19 protein-coding genes are annotated in these 19,149 nt (G+C 72.6%); 8 read left to right on the top strand and 11 right to left on the bottom strand.

Annotation, left to right across the window (positions count from 1 at the left end):
* Nucleotides 1-7: 7 nt before the first annotated feature.
* From AOM46_RS05690 to AOM46_RS05675, 4 genes are all read right to left on the bottom strand, one after another.
* Nucleotides 8-1,057, bottom strand: a complete 1,050-nt coding sequence (locus AOM46_RS05690) for an NlpC/P60 family protein (RefSeq protein WP_062206676.1) — start codon at nucleotides 1,055-1,057, stop codon at nucleotides 8-10.
* Between the two features lie 130 nt (nucleotides 1,058-1,187).
* Complete coding sequence (locus AOM46_RS05685) at nucleotides 1,188-1,478, bottom strand: hypothetical protein (RefSeq protein ID WP_062206673.1); 291 nt, start codon at nucleotides 1,476-1,478, stop codon at nucleotides 1,188-1,190.
* A gap of 58 nt (nucleotides 1,479-1,536) precedes the next feature.
* Nucleotides 1,537-2,265: a TetR/AcrR family transcriptional regulator gene (locus AOM46_RS05680; protein ID WP_062206671.1), complete on the bottom strand. Its 729-nt coding sequence runs from the start codon at nucleotides 2,263-2,265 to the stop codon at nucleotides 1,537-1,539.
* A gap of 87 nt (nucleotides 2,266-2,352) precedes the next feature.
* Nucleotides 2,353-3,273, bottom strand: coding sequence for a diiron oxygenase (locus AOM46_RS05675; protein ID WP_234313652.1), 921 nt, complete (start codon nucleotides 3,271-3,273; stop codon nucleotides 2,353-2,355).
* A 119-nt stretch (nucleotides 3,274-3,392) separates the two neighbouring features.
* Here AOM46_RS05675 and AOM46_RS05670 point away from each other — a divergent pair, with 119 nt between their 5' ends.
* Entirely contained in the window at nucleotides 3,393-3,809 is a 417-nt protein-coding gene (locus AOM46_RS05670) for a MazG-like family protein (protein ID WP_067225961.1), read from the top strand.
* Here the strand turns inward: AOM46_RS05670 and AOM46_RS05665 are convergent.
* Nucleotides 3,743-4,555 (bottom strand): hypothetical protein, encoded by an 813-nt coding sequence (locus tag AOM46_RS05665; RefSeq protein WP_062206667.1) that lies wholly within the window; start codon nucleotides 4,553-4,555, stop codon nucleotides 3,743-3,745. The two genes, AOM46_RS05670 and AOM46_RS05665, sit on opposite strands and share 67 nt — an antisense overlap.
* Before the next feature lie 24 nt (nucleotides 4,556-4,579).
* The gene (locus tag AOM46_RS05660; protein ID WP_062206663.1) at nucleotides 4,580-5,140 is read right to left on the bottom strand and encodes an RNA polymerase sigma factor; all 561 of its coding nucleotides are present in this window, start codon (nucleotides 5,138-5,140) and stop codon (nucleotides 4,580-4,582) included.
* Nucleotides 5,141-5,389: 249 nt separating this feature from the next.
* On the opposite strand from AOM46_RS05660, the gene AOM46_RS05655 reads away from it, so the two are divergent.
* On the top strand, nucleotides 5,390-5,905 hold the full coding sequence (locus tag AOM46_RS05655) for a GNAT family N-acetyltransferase (RefSeq protein WP_234313651.1): 516 nt from the start codon (nucleotides 5,390-5,392) through the stop codon (nucleotides 5,903-5,905).
* A gap of 63 nt (nucleotides 5,906-5,968) precedes the next feature.
* On the opposite strand, the gene AOM46_RS05650 is transcribed toward AOM46_RS05655, so the two are convergent.
* On the bottom strand, nucleotides 5,969-7,429 hold the full coding sequence (locus AOM46_RS05650; RefSeq protein WP_062206660.1) for a DHA2 family efflux MFS transporter permease subunit: 1,461 nt from the start codon (nucleotides 7,427-7,429) through the stop codon (nucleotides 5,969-5,971).
* 80 nt (nucleotides 7,430-7,509) lie between these two features.
* On the opposite strand from AOM46_RS05650, the gene AOM46_RS05645 reads away from it, so the two are divergent.
* Entirely contained in the window at nucleotides 7,510-8,142 is a 633-nt protein-coding gene (locus AOM46_RS05645; RefSeq protein WP_062206658.1) for a TetR/AcrR family transcriptional regulator, read from the top strand.
* 117 nt (nucleotides 8,143-8,259) lie between these two features.
* A complete protein-coding gene (locus tag AOM46_RS05640; RefSeq protein WP_062206656.1) occupies nucleotides 8,260-8,601 on the top strand; it encodes a DUF5713 family protein in 342 nt (113 codons plus the stop codon).
* Here AOM46_RS05640 and AOM46_RS05635 read toward each other — a convergent pair.
* Nucleotides 8,547-9,038: a MerR family transcriptional regulator gene (locus AOM46_RS05635; RefSeq protein ID WP_062206654.1), complete on the bottom strand. Its 492-nt coding sequence runs from the start codon at nucleotides 9,036-9,038 to the stop codon at nucleotides 8,547-8,549. The genes AOM46_RS05640 and AOM46_RS05635 overlap by 55 nt on opposite strands.
* Nucleotides 9,039-9,165: 127 nt before the next feature.
* Between AOM46_RS05635 and AOM46_RS05630 the strand changes: the two genes are divergently transcribed.
* Nucleotides 9,166-10,257: an alkene reductase gene (locus AOM46_RS05630; protein WP_062206652.1), complete on the top strand. Its 1,092-nt coding sequence runs from the start codon at nucleotides 9,166-9,168 to the stop codon at nucleotides 10,255-10,257.
* A 1,044-nt stretch (nucleotides 10,258-11,301) separates the two neighbouring features.
* Here AOM46_RS05630 and AOM46_RS05625 read toward each other — a convergent pair.
* A complete protein-coding gene (locus tag AOM46_RS05625) occupies nucleotides 11,302-12,306 on the bottom strand; it encodes an SDR family NAD(P)-dependent oxidoreductase (protein WP_062206650.1) in 1,005 nt (334 codons plus the stop codon).
* An 84-nt stretch (nucleotides 12,307-12,390) separates the two neighbouring features.
* Between AOM46_RS05625 and AOM46_RS05620 the strand changes: the two genes are divergently transcribed.
* Both AOM46_RS05620 and AOM46_RS05615 read left to right on the top strand, forming a co-directional pair.
* Nucleotides 12,391-13,305, top strand: a complete 915-nt coding sequence (locus AOM46_RS05620) for an AraC family transcriptional regulator (protein WP_062206649.1) — start codon at nucleotides 12,391-12,393, stop codon at nucleotides 13,303-13,305.
* A 315-nt stretch (nucleotides 13,306-13,620) separates the two neighbouring features.
* Nucleotides 13,621-14,631 carry a glycoside hydrolase family 5 protein gene (locus tag AOM46_RS05615; protein ID WP_234313650.1) on the top strand — a complete coding sequence of 337 codons (1,011 nt, stop codon included), beginning with the start codon at nucleotides 13,621-13,623 and terminating at the stop codon, nucleotides 14,629-14,631.
* A gap of 96 nt (nucleotides 14,632-14,727) precedes the next feature.
* Here AOM46_RS05615 and AOM46_RS05610 read toward each other — a convergent pair whose 3' ends face one another.
* A complete protein-coding gene (locus AOM46_RS05610) occupies nucleotides 14,728-15,897 on the bottom strand; it encodes a site-2 protease family protein (RefSeq protein WP_062206647.1) in 1,170 nt (389 codons plus the stop codon).
* Nucleotides 15,898-16,033: 136 nt separating this feature from the next.
* Between AOM46_RS05610 and polX the strand changes: the two genes are divergently transcribed.
* The gene (gene polX, locus AOM46_RS05605) at nucleotides 16,034-17,767 is read left to right on the top strand and encodes a DNA polymerase/3'-5' exonuclease PolX (RefSeq protein WP_062206645.1); all 1,734 of its coding nucleotides are present in this window, start codon (nucleotides 16,034-16,036) and stop codon (nucleotides 17,765-17,767) included.
* Here the strand turns inward: polX and AOM46_RS05600 are convergent.
* The gene (locus tag AOM46_RS05600) at nucleotides 17,764-19,035 is read right to left on the bottom strand and encodes a phosphoribosyltransferase family protein (protein WP_062206643.1); all 1,272 of its coding nucleotides are present in this window, start codon (nucleotides 19,033-19,035) and stop codon (nucleotides 17,764-17,766) included. The two genes, polX and AOM46_RS05600, sit on opposite strands and share 4 nt — an antisense overlap.
* Nucleotides 19,036-19,149: the final 114 nt, after the last annotated feature.

Raw genomic sequence — 19,149 nt, 5'->3', positions numbered from 1 at the left:
CGCCCGTTCAGGCGCCGGTCGTCGGCCGCACCGCGCCCTCGACGGGGTGGACCGCCAGCGGTGTGAAGGACACCGGCTCGCCGGGGGCCGGCGGGTGCACGACGGAGCCGTCGCCCGCGTAGAGCGCGATATGGCTGGTGTCCTCGTGGTAGATCACCAGGTCGCCCGGCTGGAGTTGGTCGAGCGGCACACGCGGCAGCAGCTCCCACGCCCGCGCGCTGGTGCGCGGCACGATCGCGCCGGCGTGCTCCCAGGCGCGCATCGCCAGGCCCGCCGGGTCGAACGCGTCCGGGCCCTCGGCGCCGATCTCGTACGGCTTGCCGAGCTGGTCGAGCGCCCAGTCCAGCGCGCGCTGTCCGGCGGCGGAGCCCGGCGGTTCGTCGGTCGGGGCGTGTGCGGCCAGGAACTCCCGCTGCGCCTCGGCGGTGGTGTGTTCCTCCAGGGCGGTCAGCTCGGTCAGCTGCTCCTCGCTGAGCCCGGCCAACAGGCCGGCCAGCTCGTCCAGTCGCCGGTGGGCCTCGTCCCGCTGCTCGCGCTGCCGCTCGACGAGCGCCCGCTGTTCGTCGAGGGCCGCCGTGGCCTCCCCGGCGAGGGCCGCGGCCTGGCTCTCGGCCTCGACGAGCCTGCTGATCTCGGCCAGCTGGCCGGCGGCGGCCCGCCGGGCCACCGTTCCGTCGTGCAGGGCACGCGCCGGGTCGTCGCCGGTCAGCAGCAGTCGCAGCACCGACGGGAGGTCGGCGGCCCCGCCGTGCCGGTACTGCGCGGCGGCCAGCGCGCCCGCCGTGCGCCGGGCGTCGGCCAGGCCGCTCCTGGTGTCGGCCAGGCGCGCGGTGAGCCGGTCCACCTCGGCGCGCTGCTCGGCGAGCCGTTCCTCGGTCTCGTTGAACGCCTCGGTGGCCGCGCCGGTCCGCTGGTGGAGTTCGCGCAGCTCGGTCAACAGGGCGGCGACACCCGCCGGTTCGCCGGGTGGTCGGCCGGTGGCGGCCACCGCCGGAGTGCTGGTCAACGCGGTGGTGGCACACAAGAGCCAGACCAGGGCTGCGGGGTGTCGGGGCATCAGCTGACCTCTTTCGTCGTCGTGCCCCCGGTGGGCGCGAGCGGTGCGGCGATGGTGTGCACAGCTCCACGCCCGGCGCGCGCCGGGGAGTGCGAACGGGTGACCGCACGCCCCCTCGGGCTACTCCGCGCTACTCCTTCGGCTCGTCCCCGTCGGCCGGGCTCGGGCGCAGCCGTTTGCGGTAGGCGCGGCCCGGTGTCGCGTCCGGGGCGTAGACATAGCGCCAGCCCTTGGGCAGCCGCAGCCGACGGGTGTGGCCGGCCGGCTCCAGGTGGTAGACGTGCACGGCATCGAGGGCGCCGTCGTCCCCTGGCACCGGCACCTCGTACACCTTGGGCGGCTTGCCGGTGGCGCCCACCAGCACGGGCAGCGTCTCGCCGTCGAGCGGTCCGCCGACGAAGGGCGTCTCCAGGGATCTCATCCGCCGCAGTCTAGGTCGCGCGCGCCGGCGCGACGGGGGCGGCGGCGCGCGCCGGTGCTCAGCCGTCCACGGGCGCCGGCGCGAGCGCCCCCACGGCGCGGTCCAGCAGGGCGGCCACCCGGCCGTCGGGCGGCTCCAGCGCGGCGGCGGCGCGCAGCATGCGCGCGGTGCCCCCGTCATGGGTCGCGGTCACCACCAGCTGGGCGACAAAGAGGTCGATCAGATAGTCGCGAAGCTCGGTGAGGGCCAACTCGCCCTCGTCCAGGGAGAGCAGCGACATCGCCTCGACGGAGGTGATCCAGGTGCGCACGGCGGTACGCAGCCAGGGCCCAGGGCGGCGCACGGCCATATGCCGCAACACCTGTTGCGCCGCCGCGCGCCGGACGCCGTCCACGATCGCCGTGGTGTGCGCCGTCTCCACCACGCTGCCGCCGCGCAACAGCGCGGTGAAGCCCTCGCCGTGCTCGGCGACAAAGGAGAGATAGCGGTCGAGCGCATGGCCCAACCGTTCGCTCAACGGGCCCTGGGCCGGCACGTCGAAGCAGTGTTTCAGCTGGTCGGCGGCGTTGCGCAGGGCGGCCTCGTAGAGCTGCTGCTTGCCGCCGGGGAAGTAGCGGTAGACCAGGGGCCGGGAGACCCCGGCCTGCCGGGCGACCTCGTCCAGCGACACCTCCTCGGGGGCGCTCCGCGCGAACAGGCGTTGCGCCGTGGTGATCAACTGAGCGCGCCGCTCGTCCACGGTCAGGCGGCGGTAGGCCGGGACGCGTGGTTCGGGGTGGCCGGTCATGAGAGGCAGCGTAGTCGCCCGGGCACATCCCGCGAGGGGACAGCCGGACGGTGGGCGGTCGCGCGGGCCCGCCCGTCGAGCGCCAGGTCAGGCCAGCAGACCCGAGCGCCGCCACATATGGCGGGCCGGACCGCGCAACACCCCGATGTCGTCGAGGAAGTCGGTCAACCGTCGCGCGCCCTCCCGCATCACCTCGCGCCGGTGCGCGCTCGCCCGCGCCTGGGCCACCGCCTCACGCCGGTCAAGGCCGACGTCCGTGTACACCTGAGGGTTCACAAACGCGACGGAGAAGATCCGGGCGAACTCGCCGCTGGTGAGCCGCGTCAACTCCCGCTCCCAGCGCGGCGCGGTCACCATCTGGCGGCGCAACTCCTCCCTGGCGTATCTGACATGCCGCGCCTCCTCCACCACATGGATCCGGGTCACGCCCCGGATCAGCGGCTGTACCCGCTCGTCGGGGAAGGTGAGCCGCTGCATCCAGTCCAGGACCTCCTCGCCCAGCAGGGTCGCGACAAACGATCCAGGGGTGGTCGAGAAGGTCTTGAAAACCCGCGCCAGTTGATGGTGCGGGCCGGCCGGCGGATAGGCGGGCGTCCCACCCTGTTTGATCACACGTGCGAACATCATCGAATGCCGGCACTCGTCGGCGATCTCGGTGAGGGCGTAGCGCACATGGGCGCTGGTGGCGGGCTTGTCATAGATATGCCGCACCAGCAGTTGCATCAGGATCAGCTCGAACCAGATGCCCAACGAGGCCAGTGCGGCGGCCTCGTGGCGGGAGAGCGCGATCCGCTGCTCCCGCGACATTCGGTACCAGAGCGGCGTGTCGTAGAGCGAGACCAACTCCGGTGGCCAGTACCAGAGATCCGGATCCCAGGGCTGGTCCCAGTCCAGTTCCCGATCGGGATCGAACGAGTGCCGCGCCGACGCGGCGAGCAGGCGTTCGGCCACCCGCTCCCGGTCCTTGAGCGCACCCAGCGAGTCCCGCAGCGTCGTCAGGTCTGCCATGCCACCGGAGATACCCATGCTCTTATGAGACTTCGTGTCAACAAGCCCGTCAATGCCGCGTGCATGCCTTTTCCCCGCCGGGGCGCGCTCCCGTGGGCGCGGAGGGGTAGAACGGTCCCATGGAACACGCCAGTTGGCAGACCGCCGGGCAGCTCGTCGCCTGGCTCGATGAGCACTGCGCCGCCACCACCGCCGAGGTCACCCGCCTGCTGCGGGTGCTCAAGATCCAGGAGGAGGCCGGCGAGGTCGCCGAGGCGCTGCACGGGGTGATGGGCGCCAACCCCCGCAAGGGCGCGAGCCATGACTGGGCGGATGTCGAGAAGGAGCTGTGCGATGTGATCCTCACGGCGATGGTCGCGCTCTGCACGGTCAGCGACCGGGCCGAGGCGGTCTTCCAGCACCACCTCGACCGGGTCGCCGCCCGCTCGTCGGGCCCGCCCGCCGGTGGCCCGGCCTGCGGCGGCTCGTCCTACGGCAGCGAGGGCAGTTCGACGGACGGACCCTCGCCGCTCTCGACCGCCGGCAGCTCCGGGTAGAGGTCGTGGCGGGCGAAGCCGATCTCCCGGTTCGCCTCGTCGTACTCCATCATGGCGCAGGCCGCGTCCGGGGCCTGGCCGGCATCGGCGTCGGGACCGGGCTCGGCGGCGCGGACGGTCCAGCCGTCCAGCCGGTGCTCGGCGAGCAGCTCCTCCGCCCACTCCCGTGCCTCGTCCTCCGAGGAGCAGCCGGCCTCGGACAGCCGGCCCTGCAGCTCCCGGCGGAACTCGGAGAACCGCAGCTGCTCCTCCGAAACCCCCGTGTACGGCGTGGCGTTGTACTCGGCGCAGATCTCGGCGCCGCCGGGGAAGACCCGCAGCGGGTTGTACTCCGTGTTGTCCACACAGGCCGTCAGCTCGGCGGGCGCGGGCTCGCCCGCGTAGTCGATCCAGTACTCCCGGCACACCTCGGCCGGATCCTGCTGGGAGGGCTGGTAGCCGAAGCTGACGTCCAACTCGCCCATGACGCAGGCCACGGACTGGGATTCATGGGGCTGCCCCGGGTCGTTGACCCAGACATAGGCACCGGCCGTGGCTCCCACGGCGGCCAATGTGGTGGCCCCGACCAGCACGGTCCGCCGCAGCCGCTGGTGGCGTCGGGAGCGCTGCCCGGCCCGGGTCAGCACGCGCAGGGCCAGCGGCCCGTCGGCGGCCGGCGGCTCCGCCGCGCCCACCGGATCGGCCGCGCGCAGGGCCAGTTCGACGGCGTCGGGGTTCTTCTCGTGGTGCTGTCCGGAGTCGTGCATCGGAGGTCTCCTCAGTTCTCGGCGTCAGTTCTCGACGCCCGCGCGGGGGCGGGGCGCGGGGGTGGGGGCGTGCGGCGGTGGCGGGTCCGCCGTCGCCAGCAGGGGGCGCAGTCGCTCCCTGGCCCGGTGCAGGCGGGTGGCGACGGCGCCCGGCGAGATGCCGAGCACCACGGCGATATCGCGGTGCGGGAGGTCGTCCCAGTACGCCAGCCGCAGCAGTTCACGGTCGTCGGGCCGCAACGAGGCCAGTGCCTCGGCCAGCTCGGCACCGCCGGGCGGCGGTTCGGCGGTGACCGGGGGCGCCTCACCGACCCGACGCAGCAGCCGGCCCCAACGGCGTTGGCTCCGTTGCTGGTTGGCCAGCACCTTGCGGGCCACGCCGAACAGCCAGAGCAGCGTCTCGTGCGGGTCGTCCGGCAGGCGCCGCCGGCGGCGCCAGGCGATGGCGTAGACCTCGGAGACCGCGTCATGCGCCGAGGCCTCGGTGGTTCGCCGCAGGCAGTAGGCGATCAGCCGGCGAAAGGTCGACCGAAAGAGTCGGTCGAACTTCTCGTCGAACTCCTCGCTTTCGTCATCCGGTTCCATGCCCACTCATGTCCGCGGCCCCCGCCCCGCCTTACACCCCACCCGAAATGAGGAGATCTCGATCGTGTCACGGGCGGTGGTGGCCGGGGACGACCGGTCGGGGCGAGCGGGGGCGTCGACCTGACGGGGCTCGGTGGCGCCCCTATGCTCGTCGGCGCCCAGGTGGTCGCGGTCCCCTACCGCGTTCGCCTCTCCGGGCCATCGCCGGGCCGACCGGCTCTGGCGCGTGAGCACGATGAACGGAGCGCCTTGAGCGGCAGAAACTGGACCACCAGGCCCGAGACGGACGCGGATGTGGCGGCCGTCCGACGCATCAATCTGGCGGCGTTCCCCACCGCGGAGGAGGCCGACCTGGTCGACGCGCTGCGCGCCGACCCCGCCTGGATCCCCGGCCTGTCGCTGATCGCGGTGGCGGCGGACGGCGAACCGGTGGGCCATGCGCTGCTCACCCGCTGCCGGGTGGGGGAGGAGGGGCCGGCCCTGGCCCTGGCCCCCGTGGCGGTGCTCCCCGAACACCAGGGCCGGGGCGCGGGTTCCGCCGCCATCGAGGCGGCGCTGGCCGTGGCCCGCGCCCGCCAGGAGAATCTGGTCGTGGTCCTGGGCCACCCGGCCTACTACCCCCGCTTCGGCTTCCGCCGGGCATCCCAACAGGGCATCAGGGCCTCCTTCGACGTCCCCGACGAGGCCCTGATGTCCCTGGCCCTCCACCCCGACCGCCCCACCCCCACCGGCACCATCCACTACCCGGTGCCCTTCGGCGTCTGACGCGGGCTCCCTCGGCATCGCCGTCGTGCGTGGTCCTTTCTCGCCGAGGGGTCGGCGGCGTCGTCAGGCCCGGGTCCCGGCCTCGGCCGGGCCGGGTTCGACCGCCTTCGGCGCAGAGTCAGGTGGTTGGGGGGCGGGCGGTCCGGGGAGGAGGGGGATGCTCAGGAGGATGACGAGGAAGACCACCACGGTGAACCAGAAGGTGTGCTGGAACCCTTCGACCACCCCGCCCGAGGTCTGGAAGATCAGCGTCACCACGGCGACGCCCAGTGCCGCGCCCAGTTGGTTGAGCATGTAGAGCACGGAACTGCCCTGTGCCACCTGGTGTTCCGGCAGGGCCCGGTAGAGGGAGCCCATGGTGGGGGCGGCGAGGAAGCCGAGGGCCACGCCGAGGAGCAGTGCCGTCGCGGAGAGCCGGAGTTCGTGGGTGTCGGCGTCGACCCGGGTGAAGGCGAGCGTGCAGAGCGCGGCGAGCAGGGTGCCGCCGGTGGCCAGTTTGCGGGAGCCGATGCGGTCCGAGAAGCGGCCGGCGATCGGCATCGACAGGGAACCGCCGATGCCCACCGGGGCCATCAGCAGTCCGGCCGCCAACACGCTGTGCCCATGGGCCTGTTGGAAGTAGAGCGGCAGGGCGAAGAAGGCCGCGAAGTTGACCAGCCCGCTCAGCCCCATGATGGTGACGCTGGCGGTGAACCCCCTGCTGCTGAACAACCGCAGGTCGATGAGGGGTTGTGCGGTTTTCGCGCGCAGCGCGTGGGCCGCGTAGCCGAGCATCAGCGTCACGCCGAGGAAGAGGGGCAGCAGCGCCTGCCAGGCGGCGATGCCGCCCTGTTCGGCGGTCTGGGAGAGCGCCAGCACCAACCCGGCGAAGCCGGGCGCGAGCAGCGCGAGACCGAGGACGTCCAGCCGGATGTGGCCCTGTCGTTCCACGGCGGGCGGGTCGGTGGGCAGGACCCGCCGTGCGAGCAGCAGGGCCACCAGGCCGACCGGGACGCTCAGCAGGAACATCCAGCGCCAGGAGAGCGCCTCCAGCACCGCGCCGCCGGAGACCGGGCCGAGCGCCGGGCCCAGGGCCAGGACCACGCCCATCAGCCCCATCACCCGCCCGGCCCTGCGGGGGCCGGCGGCCCGCGCCAACAGGATCAGCACCAGCGGGTCCAGCACACCGGCGCCGATGCCCTGGAAGGTGCGGAAAGCGATCAGACTGCCGACGTTCCACGCCAGTCCCGACGCCAGTGAACCGGTCACGAACAGTCCAAGTCCGATCAGCCACAGGCGTTTTCCGCCATAGCGGTCCACGGCCCAGGTGGTGAACGGGATGGTCGCCGTGACCGCCAGCAGGAAACCGGTGGAGGTCCAGCCGGCCGTGCTGAGCGAGGTGTCGAAGGAGACCGCCAGGGTGTCCGTCGCGACGGCGGCCATGGTGCTGTTCAGGATCCCCAGCAGTCCGCCCAGCAGGACAACGCCGATCAGCGCGAGCAGGCGGGGGTCCAGACGATCGCCATCCGGCGAGAGTGAACTCATGGGTTCAAGTTAGTGATCCCATTGGTTCGCATGCAACCCCGAGCCGACTATAAAAATGAACCAGTGGGTACACTCGGCCCATGGCAGCGACCCCGACGGCACGCGGACGGATCGACAAACGGCAGGCCATCCTCGACGGCGCGTTCGCCGTCTTCGCCCGCAAGGGCTACACCGATGCCTGCGTGCAGGACATCGCCACCGAGGCCGGCGTCGCCAAGCCGACGGTCTACAACCACTTCGCCGACAAGGCCGCGCTCTTCCGCAGCGCGCTGGAGGCCACCGCCCAGGCCAAACTCGCCGAACGCGTCGCCGCCATGGAACCGCTCTACGACCCCGGCGACGACCTCCCCGGCACGCTGGAGAACGTCGGCCACCAACTGCTGCGCGCACACGGCGACTCCACGTCCTGTGCGCTGCGCCGGCTGCTCTACGCCGAGGTGACCCGTTTCCCCGAGGCGCTTGACCTGGTCAGCGCGTCAGGGCCGCACCGCGTGGTGCACGCCCTGACCGATCCGCTCGGCCGCCTCACCCTGGCCGGTCGCCTCAACGCCCGGGATCCGGCGCGGGCGGCGGAACATCTGATGGCCCTGCTCAACGGCCCGATGGAGGCCCGCTCCCGCATGGGCACACGGACCGTCGCCGACGAGGAACTGCGCGAGGTCGCCACGGCGGCGGTGGCCACCTTCGTCCTTGCCTACGGCCCGGCGACTTAGGACATCGCCCCGGGCGTGTGGCCCCGCCGGATCGGTGACGCGGTTGGGCGGCGTCGCATTGTCAGTGGTGTGGTGCATGATCGGCTCGTCGGGTTCTTTCTACCGGGTGGGGACGCCATGGCGATCACAAACGAGCAGGTGGCGGGGCATGCGTTTCTGCAACCGCTGTACGCGGACGGGTACTTCCCCGACCATGTCGTCGACAGGGGCAGGGCGATTCTGCTGCGGCTGTGCGAGCGGATCGAGGCCGAGCGGCCGCCGGATCTGACGGCCCTCTACGCGCTCACCCAGGCGGCGACGGAGGAGTTCAACCTGCTGGCGGCGGAGTTCGAGGCGGCCGGCAGTGAGATCGAGACGGTGGCCCGCGAGGGGATCGGCGAGGACTTCTGGTTTGTCGCGTCGGCCTACGGCTTCGCGGACGCGGACGCGGAGGAGCTGATCGCCACGCGGGACTGGTGAGTCGACGGCCTTCCGGGAGCGTCGGGCGGAGCAACGGTCCGGGGTGTGTCGGTGTCCTGGGCGGCGGTGGCCTTCGGCTGCTGCGTCTCGCGGTAGCCGCGGGCGATGGCCATCAGCCCGTCGAGCGCGTCGCGGGTGCGGATCAGCTCCGCGATATGGGCGGAGAGCCGGTCGCGCTCCTCCGTCATCCGCTCCAGCGCGATATCGGAGTTCTCCGCGCTGGGCTTGTCGACGCAGGGCAGCAGCTCGGTGATGGTGCGGCTGGACAGCCCGGCCGCGAAGAGCCGCTGGAGGAAACGGACGCGCTCCACGTCGTGGTCCGTGTAGTGCCGCTGCCCGCTGGTGCTCCGGATGCTGGTGAGCAGGCCGCGCTCCTCGTAGTAGCGCAACGAGCGGACGCTGACTCCGGCGCGGGTCGCCAGTTCACCGATGCGCATGGGGCCTCTCCCGGGTGTGAGGTACGGCACGGACCTTGCCTCTGACGTCAGTGTCAGGTTTTAGCGTAACCCCGTGCCCGAGATCCGGGCGCCACACCCTGACGTGAGCCCTTCGAGGAGTCCTGACGTGACTGTCCTGTTCGACGGTTTCCAGCTTGGCGAACTGGCCCTGCCCAACCGCGTGGTGATGGCCCCGATGACCCGGGTCAGAGCGGCCGCCGGCGGCCTGGCGACGCCATCCATGGCGACCTACTACGCCCAGCGGGCGACCGCAGGGCTGATCGTGAGCGAGGGGGTGCAGCCGAGCCTGGTCGGACAGTCCAATCCCGGGACGCCGGGGCTGTACACCGATGAGCAGATCGCCTCCTGGCGGCCGGTGACCGCCGCCGTGCACACCAACGGCGGCCGGATCTTCGCCCAGCTGATGCACGGCGGCCGCGTCTCGCACCCCGACACCACCGGCTTCCAGCCGGTCGGCCCCTCGGCGGTGCCCGCCGTCGGCGACGTGTTCACGCCGAACGGGCCCAGGCCGGCGCCGATGCCGCGCGCCCTGGCCACGGAGGAGGTGGCGGAGCATGTCGAGTCCTACGCACGGGCCGCGCGGGGCGCCGTCGAAGCCGGCTTCGACGGGGTGGAGCTGCACGGCGCCAACGGCTATCTGATCTCGCAGTTCCTCTCCAGCAACGCCAATCTGCGCACCGACCGTTACGGCGGTTCGGTGGCCAACCGCATCCGGTTCGCCGTCGAGGCGGTATCGGCGACGGTCGAGGCCGTCGGCGCGGCCAGGACCGGCATCCGGCTCTCCCCCGGCGGCACGTTCTGGGGCGTCGAGGAGAGCGGGATTCCCCAGCTCTATGCCGCGCTGCTGGCCGAGCTGGCGCGGCTCGACCTCGCCTATATCCATCTGGAGGGCACCACCGATGAGGAGGTGCTGGTCGGCCTGCGGCGGGCATGGCCCGGCACGTTGATCATGAACCCCTCGCTGCCCATGGGTCCCAAGCAGGTGGAACGCGCCGACGCCGACCACTGGCTCGGGCTCGGCGCCGAGCTGATCAGCTTCGGACGCGCCTTCATCTCCAACCCCGACCTGGTCGAACGGCTGCGCCTCGGCCTGCCCATCGCCCCGGTCGACGATGCCGCGTACTACCAGGGCGGCGACGAGGGCTATCTGACCTTCCCGACCTACCAGCACACGGTGCCGGAGACCCGGCTGCCCTGAGCCGCGCCGCACGTGGCGCACGTGGCGCGGCAACGGCGGTGGTCGGGCCGGTCGGCCCCGCGCGGGGCGATTCGGCCGGGGCGTTGTGGTCACCCATGGGTGCTGCGGCCTGTCGGTCCACGGGGTCGGTGACAGTTGTTGGGCTCCGGGTCTTGGTGGCGTTGGTCCGGCATCTGCCGGGTGTGTGGCAACTTGGCCGGGGCGCTGTGGGCGGCGGCCGGGGCGACAAGGCCGCCGGGCAGGCCCGCCCCGCCCCTCCATCGCGAAGCGGGACCGCGCTTGGCGCGGTAGGCCGTCGGGCAGGTTCGCGCCCGCGCCCGCGTGCGGCGCGCGGGTGGCGGCTGGGTCGGCAAAGGCCGCCGGGCAGGCCCCCGCCCTTCTGCCGCGAGGCGGGCCCGCGCGCGGCGCGGTGGGCCGCCCCGGCTGTCCGTCGCGGAGCGGGCCGTCGGGCAGGTTCGCGCCCCTGTCTGTCTGCCGCGAGGCGGGCCCGTGCGGCGGGCCCGCGTGTCGCGCGCGGTGCGGCGGGGGCGGCGAAGGCCCCCCGGCCAGGGCCCGCGCGGCCCGCGTTCGGCGCGGTGGCCGCCGGCCTGGCCCGCCCTGCCTGTCCGCCGCGAGGCGGGCGCGGGCGGGTTGCGGCGGGGGTTGGCGACAGCTGTCGGCCCCGGGGGCCCTGGCGCGTGTGCGGCAACCCGGTCGGGGCGGTGTGGGCGGTGGCTTGTCGGTGCACCTGGCCGGAGCGGTGGCGGCCGGGTCGGCGAAGGCTGCCGGCCTGGCCCCGCCCGGGGCGCCGCGCGGCGGGCCGGCGCGCGGCCCGCTCGGCGGGGGACGGTGGGGTGTCGGCCGGTCCGTTTGTGCGGGGTGCCGCGCAGCCGGGGCCGGCCGTGGCCGAACCCGCAGTACCCGGCAGGAGAGGTCGCCCGCATCGATCACCGCTGAACCGAGCCGCACATACCCACGCGTGGCAACCTGGCAGGGCCGCTGTGGAGGCAGCCGCGTCGGCGGAGGCCGCCGGCCAGGGCCCGGCGCCGCGCGCCGGGACCGGCGTCAGGTTGTCGTGGCGCGGATGGCCGCTGTGCCGTAGTCCCAGAGGCGGTCGGCGGAGTCCGGGTCGATGGCGTGGGCGGCCACGCCGCCGGTCTCGGACTGGTCGCCCCGGACGGTCGGGGCCTCCTGGTTGTCCTCGAAGTAGCGGCCCGTGACGCCCTCAAGCAGCGGCGAGGCGGCCAGCAGCACGGAGGTGGCGGCGCCCTGCTCGGGGGTCTTGTAGTAGGACAGCGGCCGCACCCGGCCCTCGTCGTCCATCACGCCGAACGCGCGCATGGTGTCGTCGTCGACGTGCCGCTGCAGGCCGGTGAGGATATAGCCGGGGTTGAGCGCGTTGGCCGTGATCCCGTCTGCGGCCCAGCGGCGGGCGCCTACCGCGAGGAGGACGTCGGCGGACTTGGACTGCCCGTAGGCCGCCCAGGGATCGTAGGGCCGGTCCTCGAAGTGCGGGTCGACGAAGTCGAACGGGTCGCCCAGGTGGGCGCCGGAGCTGACCACCACGATCCGGGCGGAGCCCGCCTCGCGCAGTGCCTCGTGCAGGCCGGAGGCGAGCGCGAAATGGCCCAGGTAGTTGGTGGCCAGCTGCATCTCCCAGCCGTTCGGCGCGAGGGTGCGGGTGGGCAGGGCCATGATCCCGGCGTTCGCGACCAGGATGTCGAGACGCCCGTGCCAGCCCCGCACGAACGCGTCGACCGAGGTCGGATCGGACAGATCGAGCGGCTCCGCGTGCACCGGGCCCGCGCCGTCGACGGCTGCCAGTTCCTCGACGAGGGGTTCGGCGGACCCCGGGCGGCGCGTGGCGATGGTGACCTGCGCGCCTGCGGTCGCCAGCGCCCGAACGGTCTCGGCGCCCAGACCCGACGCGCCGCCGGTGACCACGGCACGTCGGCCGCTGAGGTTCACGCCGTCGATCACCTCCCGCGCGGTGGACTGGGCGGAGAAGGGAGTGGTCAGTGCGGGGGAGTCGTCGCGCGAGGGCCCGTCGGCCCGGGGGTTTGTAGCCATGGCTCCACGCTACGACGAGTGGGCTGGACACTTTATGATTGAGAGTCCTTGGTTCTTTAGCGAACGTCCGAGCTGGGGGCGGTTATGGATCCTCTTGAGGATGTGCTGACCCTGCTGGAGACGCGCGGCCGGCTGTCCACGAGCCTGGCGGCGGGCGGACGTTGGGCCCTGCGGTTCGACGCCCCGCGGGCGGTCAAGTTCAACGCCGTCCGGCGCGGCTCCTGCCTGCTGGAGGTCGACGGGCTCGACGGGCCGATCGAGCTGGCCGAGGGCGACTGCTTTCTCCTCACCCGGCGGCGCGCGTTCACCCTCCGCAGCGATCCCGAGGCCGTGCCCGTCGCCGCCGGGCCGGTGTTCGCCCTGGTCGAGGGCGGCGTCGCCAGGGCGGGCCGGGGCGACGACGTGTTCCTCATCGGCGGCGCCTTCTCCTTCGGGACACGCGCCCAGGAGCTGCTGCTCGACCGGCTGCCCCCGGTCGTCCATGTGCCGGCCGGCACCCGGCACGCGGAGACGGTGCGCTGGGCGCTGACCGCGATCGACCGGGAGCTGACGCACCGGCCGATGGCCGCCACCCTGGTGGCCGAGCATCTGGCCGTGGTGATGCTGGTCCATGTGCTGCGGCTGCATCTGCTGCGCGAGCCGCAGGCGGTGACCGGTTGGCTGGCGGGTCTTGGTGATCCCGTGGTCGCCACCGCGCTGACCTGCCTGCACCGCGATCCGGCGCACGCCTGGACGGTGGCCGAACTGGCCGGCGCCGCCGCCGTCTCCCGGTCCACCCTGGCGGCCCGCTTCAAGGCCACGGTCGGCCAGGGGCCGCTGGAATACCTCACCCGGTGGCGCATCGAACTGGCGGCCAGACAGCTGCGGGAGGGCGGCGGCACCGTCGCCGCCATAGCCCACTCCGTGGGATACGGATCCGAGAGCGCCCTCAGCGTCGCGTTCAAACGCGTCCTCGGGGTGCCGCCCGGCGACTACCGCCGGCATCCGACCAGGCGCTGACGCCCACCCGCGCCCCGCCGCCGGCGCGGGGGCGCCGCCCGCAGCACCACTCCGGCGTCACCTCAGGCGTGCAACTCCATACGCACCGTAATGAATTACTCGGTTAAGTGGTGCCCGAAAACTCAATACACCTACCGATAAGCGCCTTTGATCCCTCGTCGAATCCCGTGCACTCTGTCCGTTGCCTTGACAGTCGTGGGCGGCGGTGGCCTGATGGGTGGGCGACTACATGGGAGCGCTCCCAGATTCCTGGGTCGCGCATGCGTCACCCCCCACCCAACTGGGCCCACGGGACGGGCCCTTGAGGAGACGACCGTGAAAAGCAGGAGAACCTTCGGTGTCCTCGTCGCGGCGGGCCTCGCCGGCGCGCTGGGTACGGCGCTCGCGGTGCAGCCCGCGACCGCGGACGAGCCGGACGCCAGCGCCGTCGGACTGCGCGTCGAGGACGGCCGGTTGGTGGAGAGCAACGGCAACGACTTCGTGATGCGGGGGGCCAACCACCCGCACGCCTGGTACACCGGCGAGTTGGGCGCGCTCGGCGATATCAAGTCGCTGGGCGGGAACACCGTGCGGGTGGTGCTGAGCAGCGGCCACCAGTGGGAGCGGACCTCCAACCAGCAGGTGTCCCAAATCGTCTCGGAGTGCAAGGCGAACCGGCTGATCTGTGTGCTGGAGGTGCACGACACCACCGGCTACGGCGAGGCGGGCGCGGCGGTCTCGTTGGACCAGGCCGCCGACTACTGGCTCAGCATCCAGGACGAGTTGGCGGGCGAAGAGAACTACGTCATCGTCAACATCGGCAACGAGCCGTTCGGCAACAGCGGTTACGAGGCGTGGACGGCCGACACCCAGGCGGCCATCGGGAAGCTGCGGAACGCCGGCTTCGAGCACACCATCATGGTGGACGCGCCGAACTGGGGTCAGGACTGGACCGGCACCATGCGTGCCAATGCCCAGTCGGTGTACAACGCGGACCCCACCGGCAACACCATCTTCTCCATCCACATGTATGGCGTGTACAACACGGCGGCGGCCGTCGAGGACTACCTCACGTCCTTTGTGAACGCCGGACTGCCCATTCTGGTCGGCGAGTTCGGGCACAACCACTCGGACGGCGACCCGGACGAGGACGCCATCATGGCGGTCACGGAGCGGCTGGGGCTCGGCTACCTCGGCTGGTCCTGGAGCGGCAACGGCGGTGGTGTCGAGTATCTGGACATGACGGTGAACTTCGACCCCAACCAGCTGACCGAGTGGGGCGAGCGGTTCTTCAACGGTCCCAACGGCGTCGCCGCGACCTCCGAGGAGGCGACGATCTACAACTGAGGTCGGACGGGCCGGAGTTGTGTGCGGCGGGGCCGCCCGGTGGCACGACCGGGCGGCCCCGTTCCCGGCCGTCCGCCGCTCGGTGCGCCCCGTCGCTCAGTGCACCCGGCCGCCGCCCACCGAGCCGGCCGGCTGGCGGGTCTCGGCGGTCAGCCGCCTGATGGTGCGGTTGACGTCGGACGGCGAGACGATCCCCAGCAGCCTGGGCCGCTCCGCCCGCTCGATCACCAACACCCGGTGCTCGGGGCCAGGTTCGAGCTGCGGCAGCAGATCGGCGAGGTCCGTCTCGGGCGGGGTGGTGCGGACCCGGTCCAGGGGCAGCATGATCTCGGCGACGGTCAGCACCCGGTGCTTCTCCAACGGCACCTCGTTGATCTGGTCCTGGGTGACCAGGCCGATCGGCGCGCCGCTGGCCGAGACCACGGGCAGCGCGGGGTGGGTGAGGCCGTGGGAGGGTTCGGAGAGCAGCGCGCCGACGGTCTCGTCGGCGGGCACGGTGGCCGGGCCCGGGGTCATGGTCTCGCGGACGGGGACGCCGGCCAGCAGTTGACGCATCCGCGCCTGCTGGCCCTCCAGGGATGCCGCGCCGGCCACAAACCATCCCACCAGGGCCAGCCACAGGGCACCGAAGGCCCCCGTCCAGAGGAAGGCCACCAGTCCCGCGGTGACCAGGATCCAGCCGAAGACCTGACCGGCCGCACTGGACTGGGCGGTGGCCTTCGGCCGGTTCCCGGAGCGGCGCCAGAGCGCGGCGCGCAGCAGCCGGCCGCCGTCGAGGGGCGCGGCGGGGAAGGCGTTGAAGAGCGCCAGCAGGAAGTTGATCACCGCGAGCCAGGCGAACACCTCGACCACGGGTCCGGCGTCGGCGGCGACCAGGATCCAGGTGAGGGCGGTGAAGAGGACACCGAGCGCGAAGCTGGCCATCGGGCCGGCGCCGGCGATCCTGAACTCGGCCTTGGGATCGGGCGCTTCGGCCCTGGTGCGGGTGGCGCCGCCGAGCAGCCACAGCACGATGTCGTCCACCGGCACGCCGGATCGGCGGGCGAGCAGCGCGTGTGCCATCTCATGGGCCAGTAGCGAGGCCAGAAACAGAACCCCGGCGAGCAGCGCGAGCAGGGTGTAGCTCAGCGCGCCGCGGTCCGGGTAGGCGTCCGGCAACCGTCCGGTGCCAAGACCGATCGCGATCACCGCGAAGATCACCGCGACGCTCCAGTGCACCCCGATCCGGACGCCGGCGATCCGCCCCAGCGTAAAGGTCGCCCGCACTTCGCTCACCTGCCTCGATGGGTTTCTCTCTGGCGTAAAGCGCGTCGTTCGCCGTGGAACGTCGCAGGTCAGCACGCCGAGTACCCGTGCAGCCGCTCGCCATGCCGGATCCCGTCCGGCTCCCTAGACTGGGGATATGGCCCGGCCGAACGAGGAGGTCGAGGCGTTGCTCAGGGAGTACGCCGACCTGCTCTCCATCACCGGCGACGGCGCGTTCAAGCAACGCGCCTACGAGCGCGCGGCGCGCGCCATCGGGGGGCATCCCACCGATGTCGCGACGCTGGACACCAAGGCCCTGCGCGAGATCCCGGGCGTCGGCCGGTCGATCGCGGACAAGGTCGCCGAGTATCTGCGGACCGGCCGGGTGGCCGCCGTCGAGGAGACCAGGGCCTCGATCCCGTCGGGCGTGCGGGCGCTGCTGGACATTCCCACGTTGGGGCCCAAGAAGGCGATGACGCTCTACCGCGAGTTGGGCGTCTCCTCGGTGGACGAGCTGATGGCGGCGCTGCGCGACGACCGGGTCGCCGGGCTGAGGGGGTTCGGCCCCAAGGCACGGGAGAACATCGAGCACGGGGTCGCCGTGCTGCGGCAGTCCGGAGGCCGGATCCGGCTGGATGTGGCGCTGGGGGTCGCCGAGGAGGCGGTGGCGCGGCTCTCCGAGGTGCCGGGCTGTGAACGCTGCGCCTGTGCCGGTTCGGTGCGGCGGATGCGGGAGACGATCGGCGATATCGACGTCCTGGCCGCCGCCGACGATCCGGAGCCGCTGATGGCGGCGTTCTGTGAACTTCCGCTGGTGGACGAGGTGGTGTCCCGGGGGCGGAAGAAGACCACGGTGCGCACGGCGGAAGGGCTGCAACTGGACCTGCGGGTGTTGGCCGCCGACTCCTGGGGTGCGGGGATGCTCTACTTCACCGGTTCCAAGGCTCATAACATCCGCCTCCGCGAGATCGCGGTGCGCAAGAAGCTCAAGCTCTCCGAGTACGGGCTGTTCGACGCGAAGACCGGCCGGAAGCGGGCCGCCCGCACCGAGGAGCAGGTCTACCGCCGGCTCGGCCTGCCCTGGATCCCGCCGACGCTCCGCGAGGACCGGGGCGAGATCGCCGCCGCCCAACGCCATGAGCTGCCCACGCTGGTGACCGAGCGGGACCTGCGGGGCGATCTGCACAGCCATACCGATCTGACGGACGGCGTCGCCCCGTTGACGGAGATGGTCGCAGCCGCCGCGGCGCGCGGCTACCACTACTACGCCGTCACCGACCACGCGCCCGAGCTGCGGATGCAGCGGATGACCAGGGAGAAGGCGCTGGCCCAGCGCGCCCGACTCCGGGAGATGGCCGGGCGGTTCGGCCGGCTGAAGCTGCTGCACGGCACGGAGCTGAACATCGACGAACACGGCGAGGTGGACTGGCCGGCGGAGTTCCTGGCCGAGTTCGATCTCTGTGTGGCGTCGATCCACTCGCACTTCGAGCTGGACCGGGACGCCCAGACGCGGCGGCTGCTCCGGGCCTGCGAGAACCCGTATGTGCATGTCATCGGCCATCCCACCACGCGGAAGCTGGGCCGCCGCACCGGTATCGACATCGATCTCGACGCGGTCTTCGCCGCCTGCGCCAGGACGGGCACCGCGCTGGAGATCAACAGCCATCCCAACCGGCTGGACCTCGACGACGAGCAGATCCTGCGCGCCCGCACCCACGGCGTGCGGTTCGCCATCGACTCCGACGCCCACGCCCCGACCCATCTGGATCATGTGCGGTTCGGCGTCGCCCAGGCGCAGCGCGGCTGGCTCACCAAGGACGAGGTGATCAACACCTGGCCCCTCACCCGGCTGCGCCGCTTCCTCGACCAACGCGGTAAGAGGGGGAGTTAGACCGCCTCGCCGAGGTGGCGAAGGAAGAAGTCCCTGGCCTGGGCGGTGACTTCGGAGAGGGCGCCCGGCTCCTCGAAGAGATGGGTGGCGCCCGGGACCACGGTCAGCTCGTGCGGGCACTGCAGCGACTGCTCGGCGGCCCGGTTCAGCTCCAGCACCCGCTCGTCATGGCCGCCCACGATCAGCAGCGTGGGGCAGCGCACCTCGGAGAGCCGCCGGTCCGCCAGATCGGGTCGGCCGCCACGGGACACCACCGCGCCCACCGGCGAACCGGGGTCGGCCGCCGCCCAGAGCGCGGCGGCGGCGCCCGTGCTCGCCCCGAAGTAGCCGACGCGCAGCCCGTCACGGGGCGGCACCCCGTTGGTCAACAGCCACTCCGTCGCCCGGGTCAGCCGCTCGGCGAGCAGGCCGATGTCGAAGACATTGGCCCGGTCGGCCGCCTCCTCCTCGGTCAGCAGGTCGAAGAGCAGCGTGCCGAGGCCGGCCTGGGCCAGCGCCTCGGCGACAAACACATTGCGCGGGCTGCCCCGACCGCTGCCGCTGCCGTGCGCGAAGACCACCACGCCACGCGCCTCGGCCGGCACCGTCAGCGTGCCCGGCAGCTCCACCGGGCCGGCCGCGACGGTCACCTCACGGGCCGTGCCCCGGCGCAGAAACGCCACCACCTGCTCGTCGGTGGTCTGCGCGAAGTCGTCGTAGAACTGGCCGACGGCCAGAAAGTCGTCCTCCACATGCGGGCAGACCAGCTCGTCGGCCGCGTCGCCGATCCGGCGTTCCCAGTCGACGGGGGCGACCGGTACCGCCAGCACCACCCGGTCCGCGCCGCGCGCGCGTGCCGAGTGGCAGGCGGCCCGTGCGGTGGCGCCGGTCGCGATGCCGTCGTCGACCAGCACCACGGTGCGGCCCGCCACCGAGACCCTGGGCCGCTCGCCCCGGTAGGCGACGGCCCGCCGGTCCAGCTCCGCGCGCTCCTTCGACTCGACCTCGGCGAGCAGGTCCCGATGCACCCCGGCACCGCCGACGACCTGGTCGTTGAGGACCCGCGCGCCGTCCTCGGCGATGGCGCCCATCGCCAACTCCGGCTGCGCCGGCAGCCCCAGCTTGCGCACCACCGCCACATCCAGCGGGGCGCCCAGCGCCGTGGCCACCTCGGCGGCCACCGGCACCCCGCCCCTGGGCAGCCCGAGCACCACAACCTCGCGCCCCCGCAGGGACCCCAACGCGTGGGCCAGCCGCTGCCCGGCCTCCCGCCGATCCGCGAACCGCATCGTCGGCCACCTTCCTGGTCACGTCCCGGCGCACACCGCGCCACAACGACCTGCCGGAGTGCTGGCTCCATCGAACCGCGTACCCGCCGACGGCGCCCGTCGGACTCCGTCAGC

The organism is Streptomyces sp. NBRC 109706, assembly GCF_000974485.1.
Lineage (GTDB): Bacteria > Actinomycetota > Actinomycetes > Streptomycetales > Streptomycetaceae > Streptomyces.
Note: the sequence above shows the minus strand (reverse complement) of the source record. Positions and strands in the feature narration are given on the sequence as shown.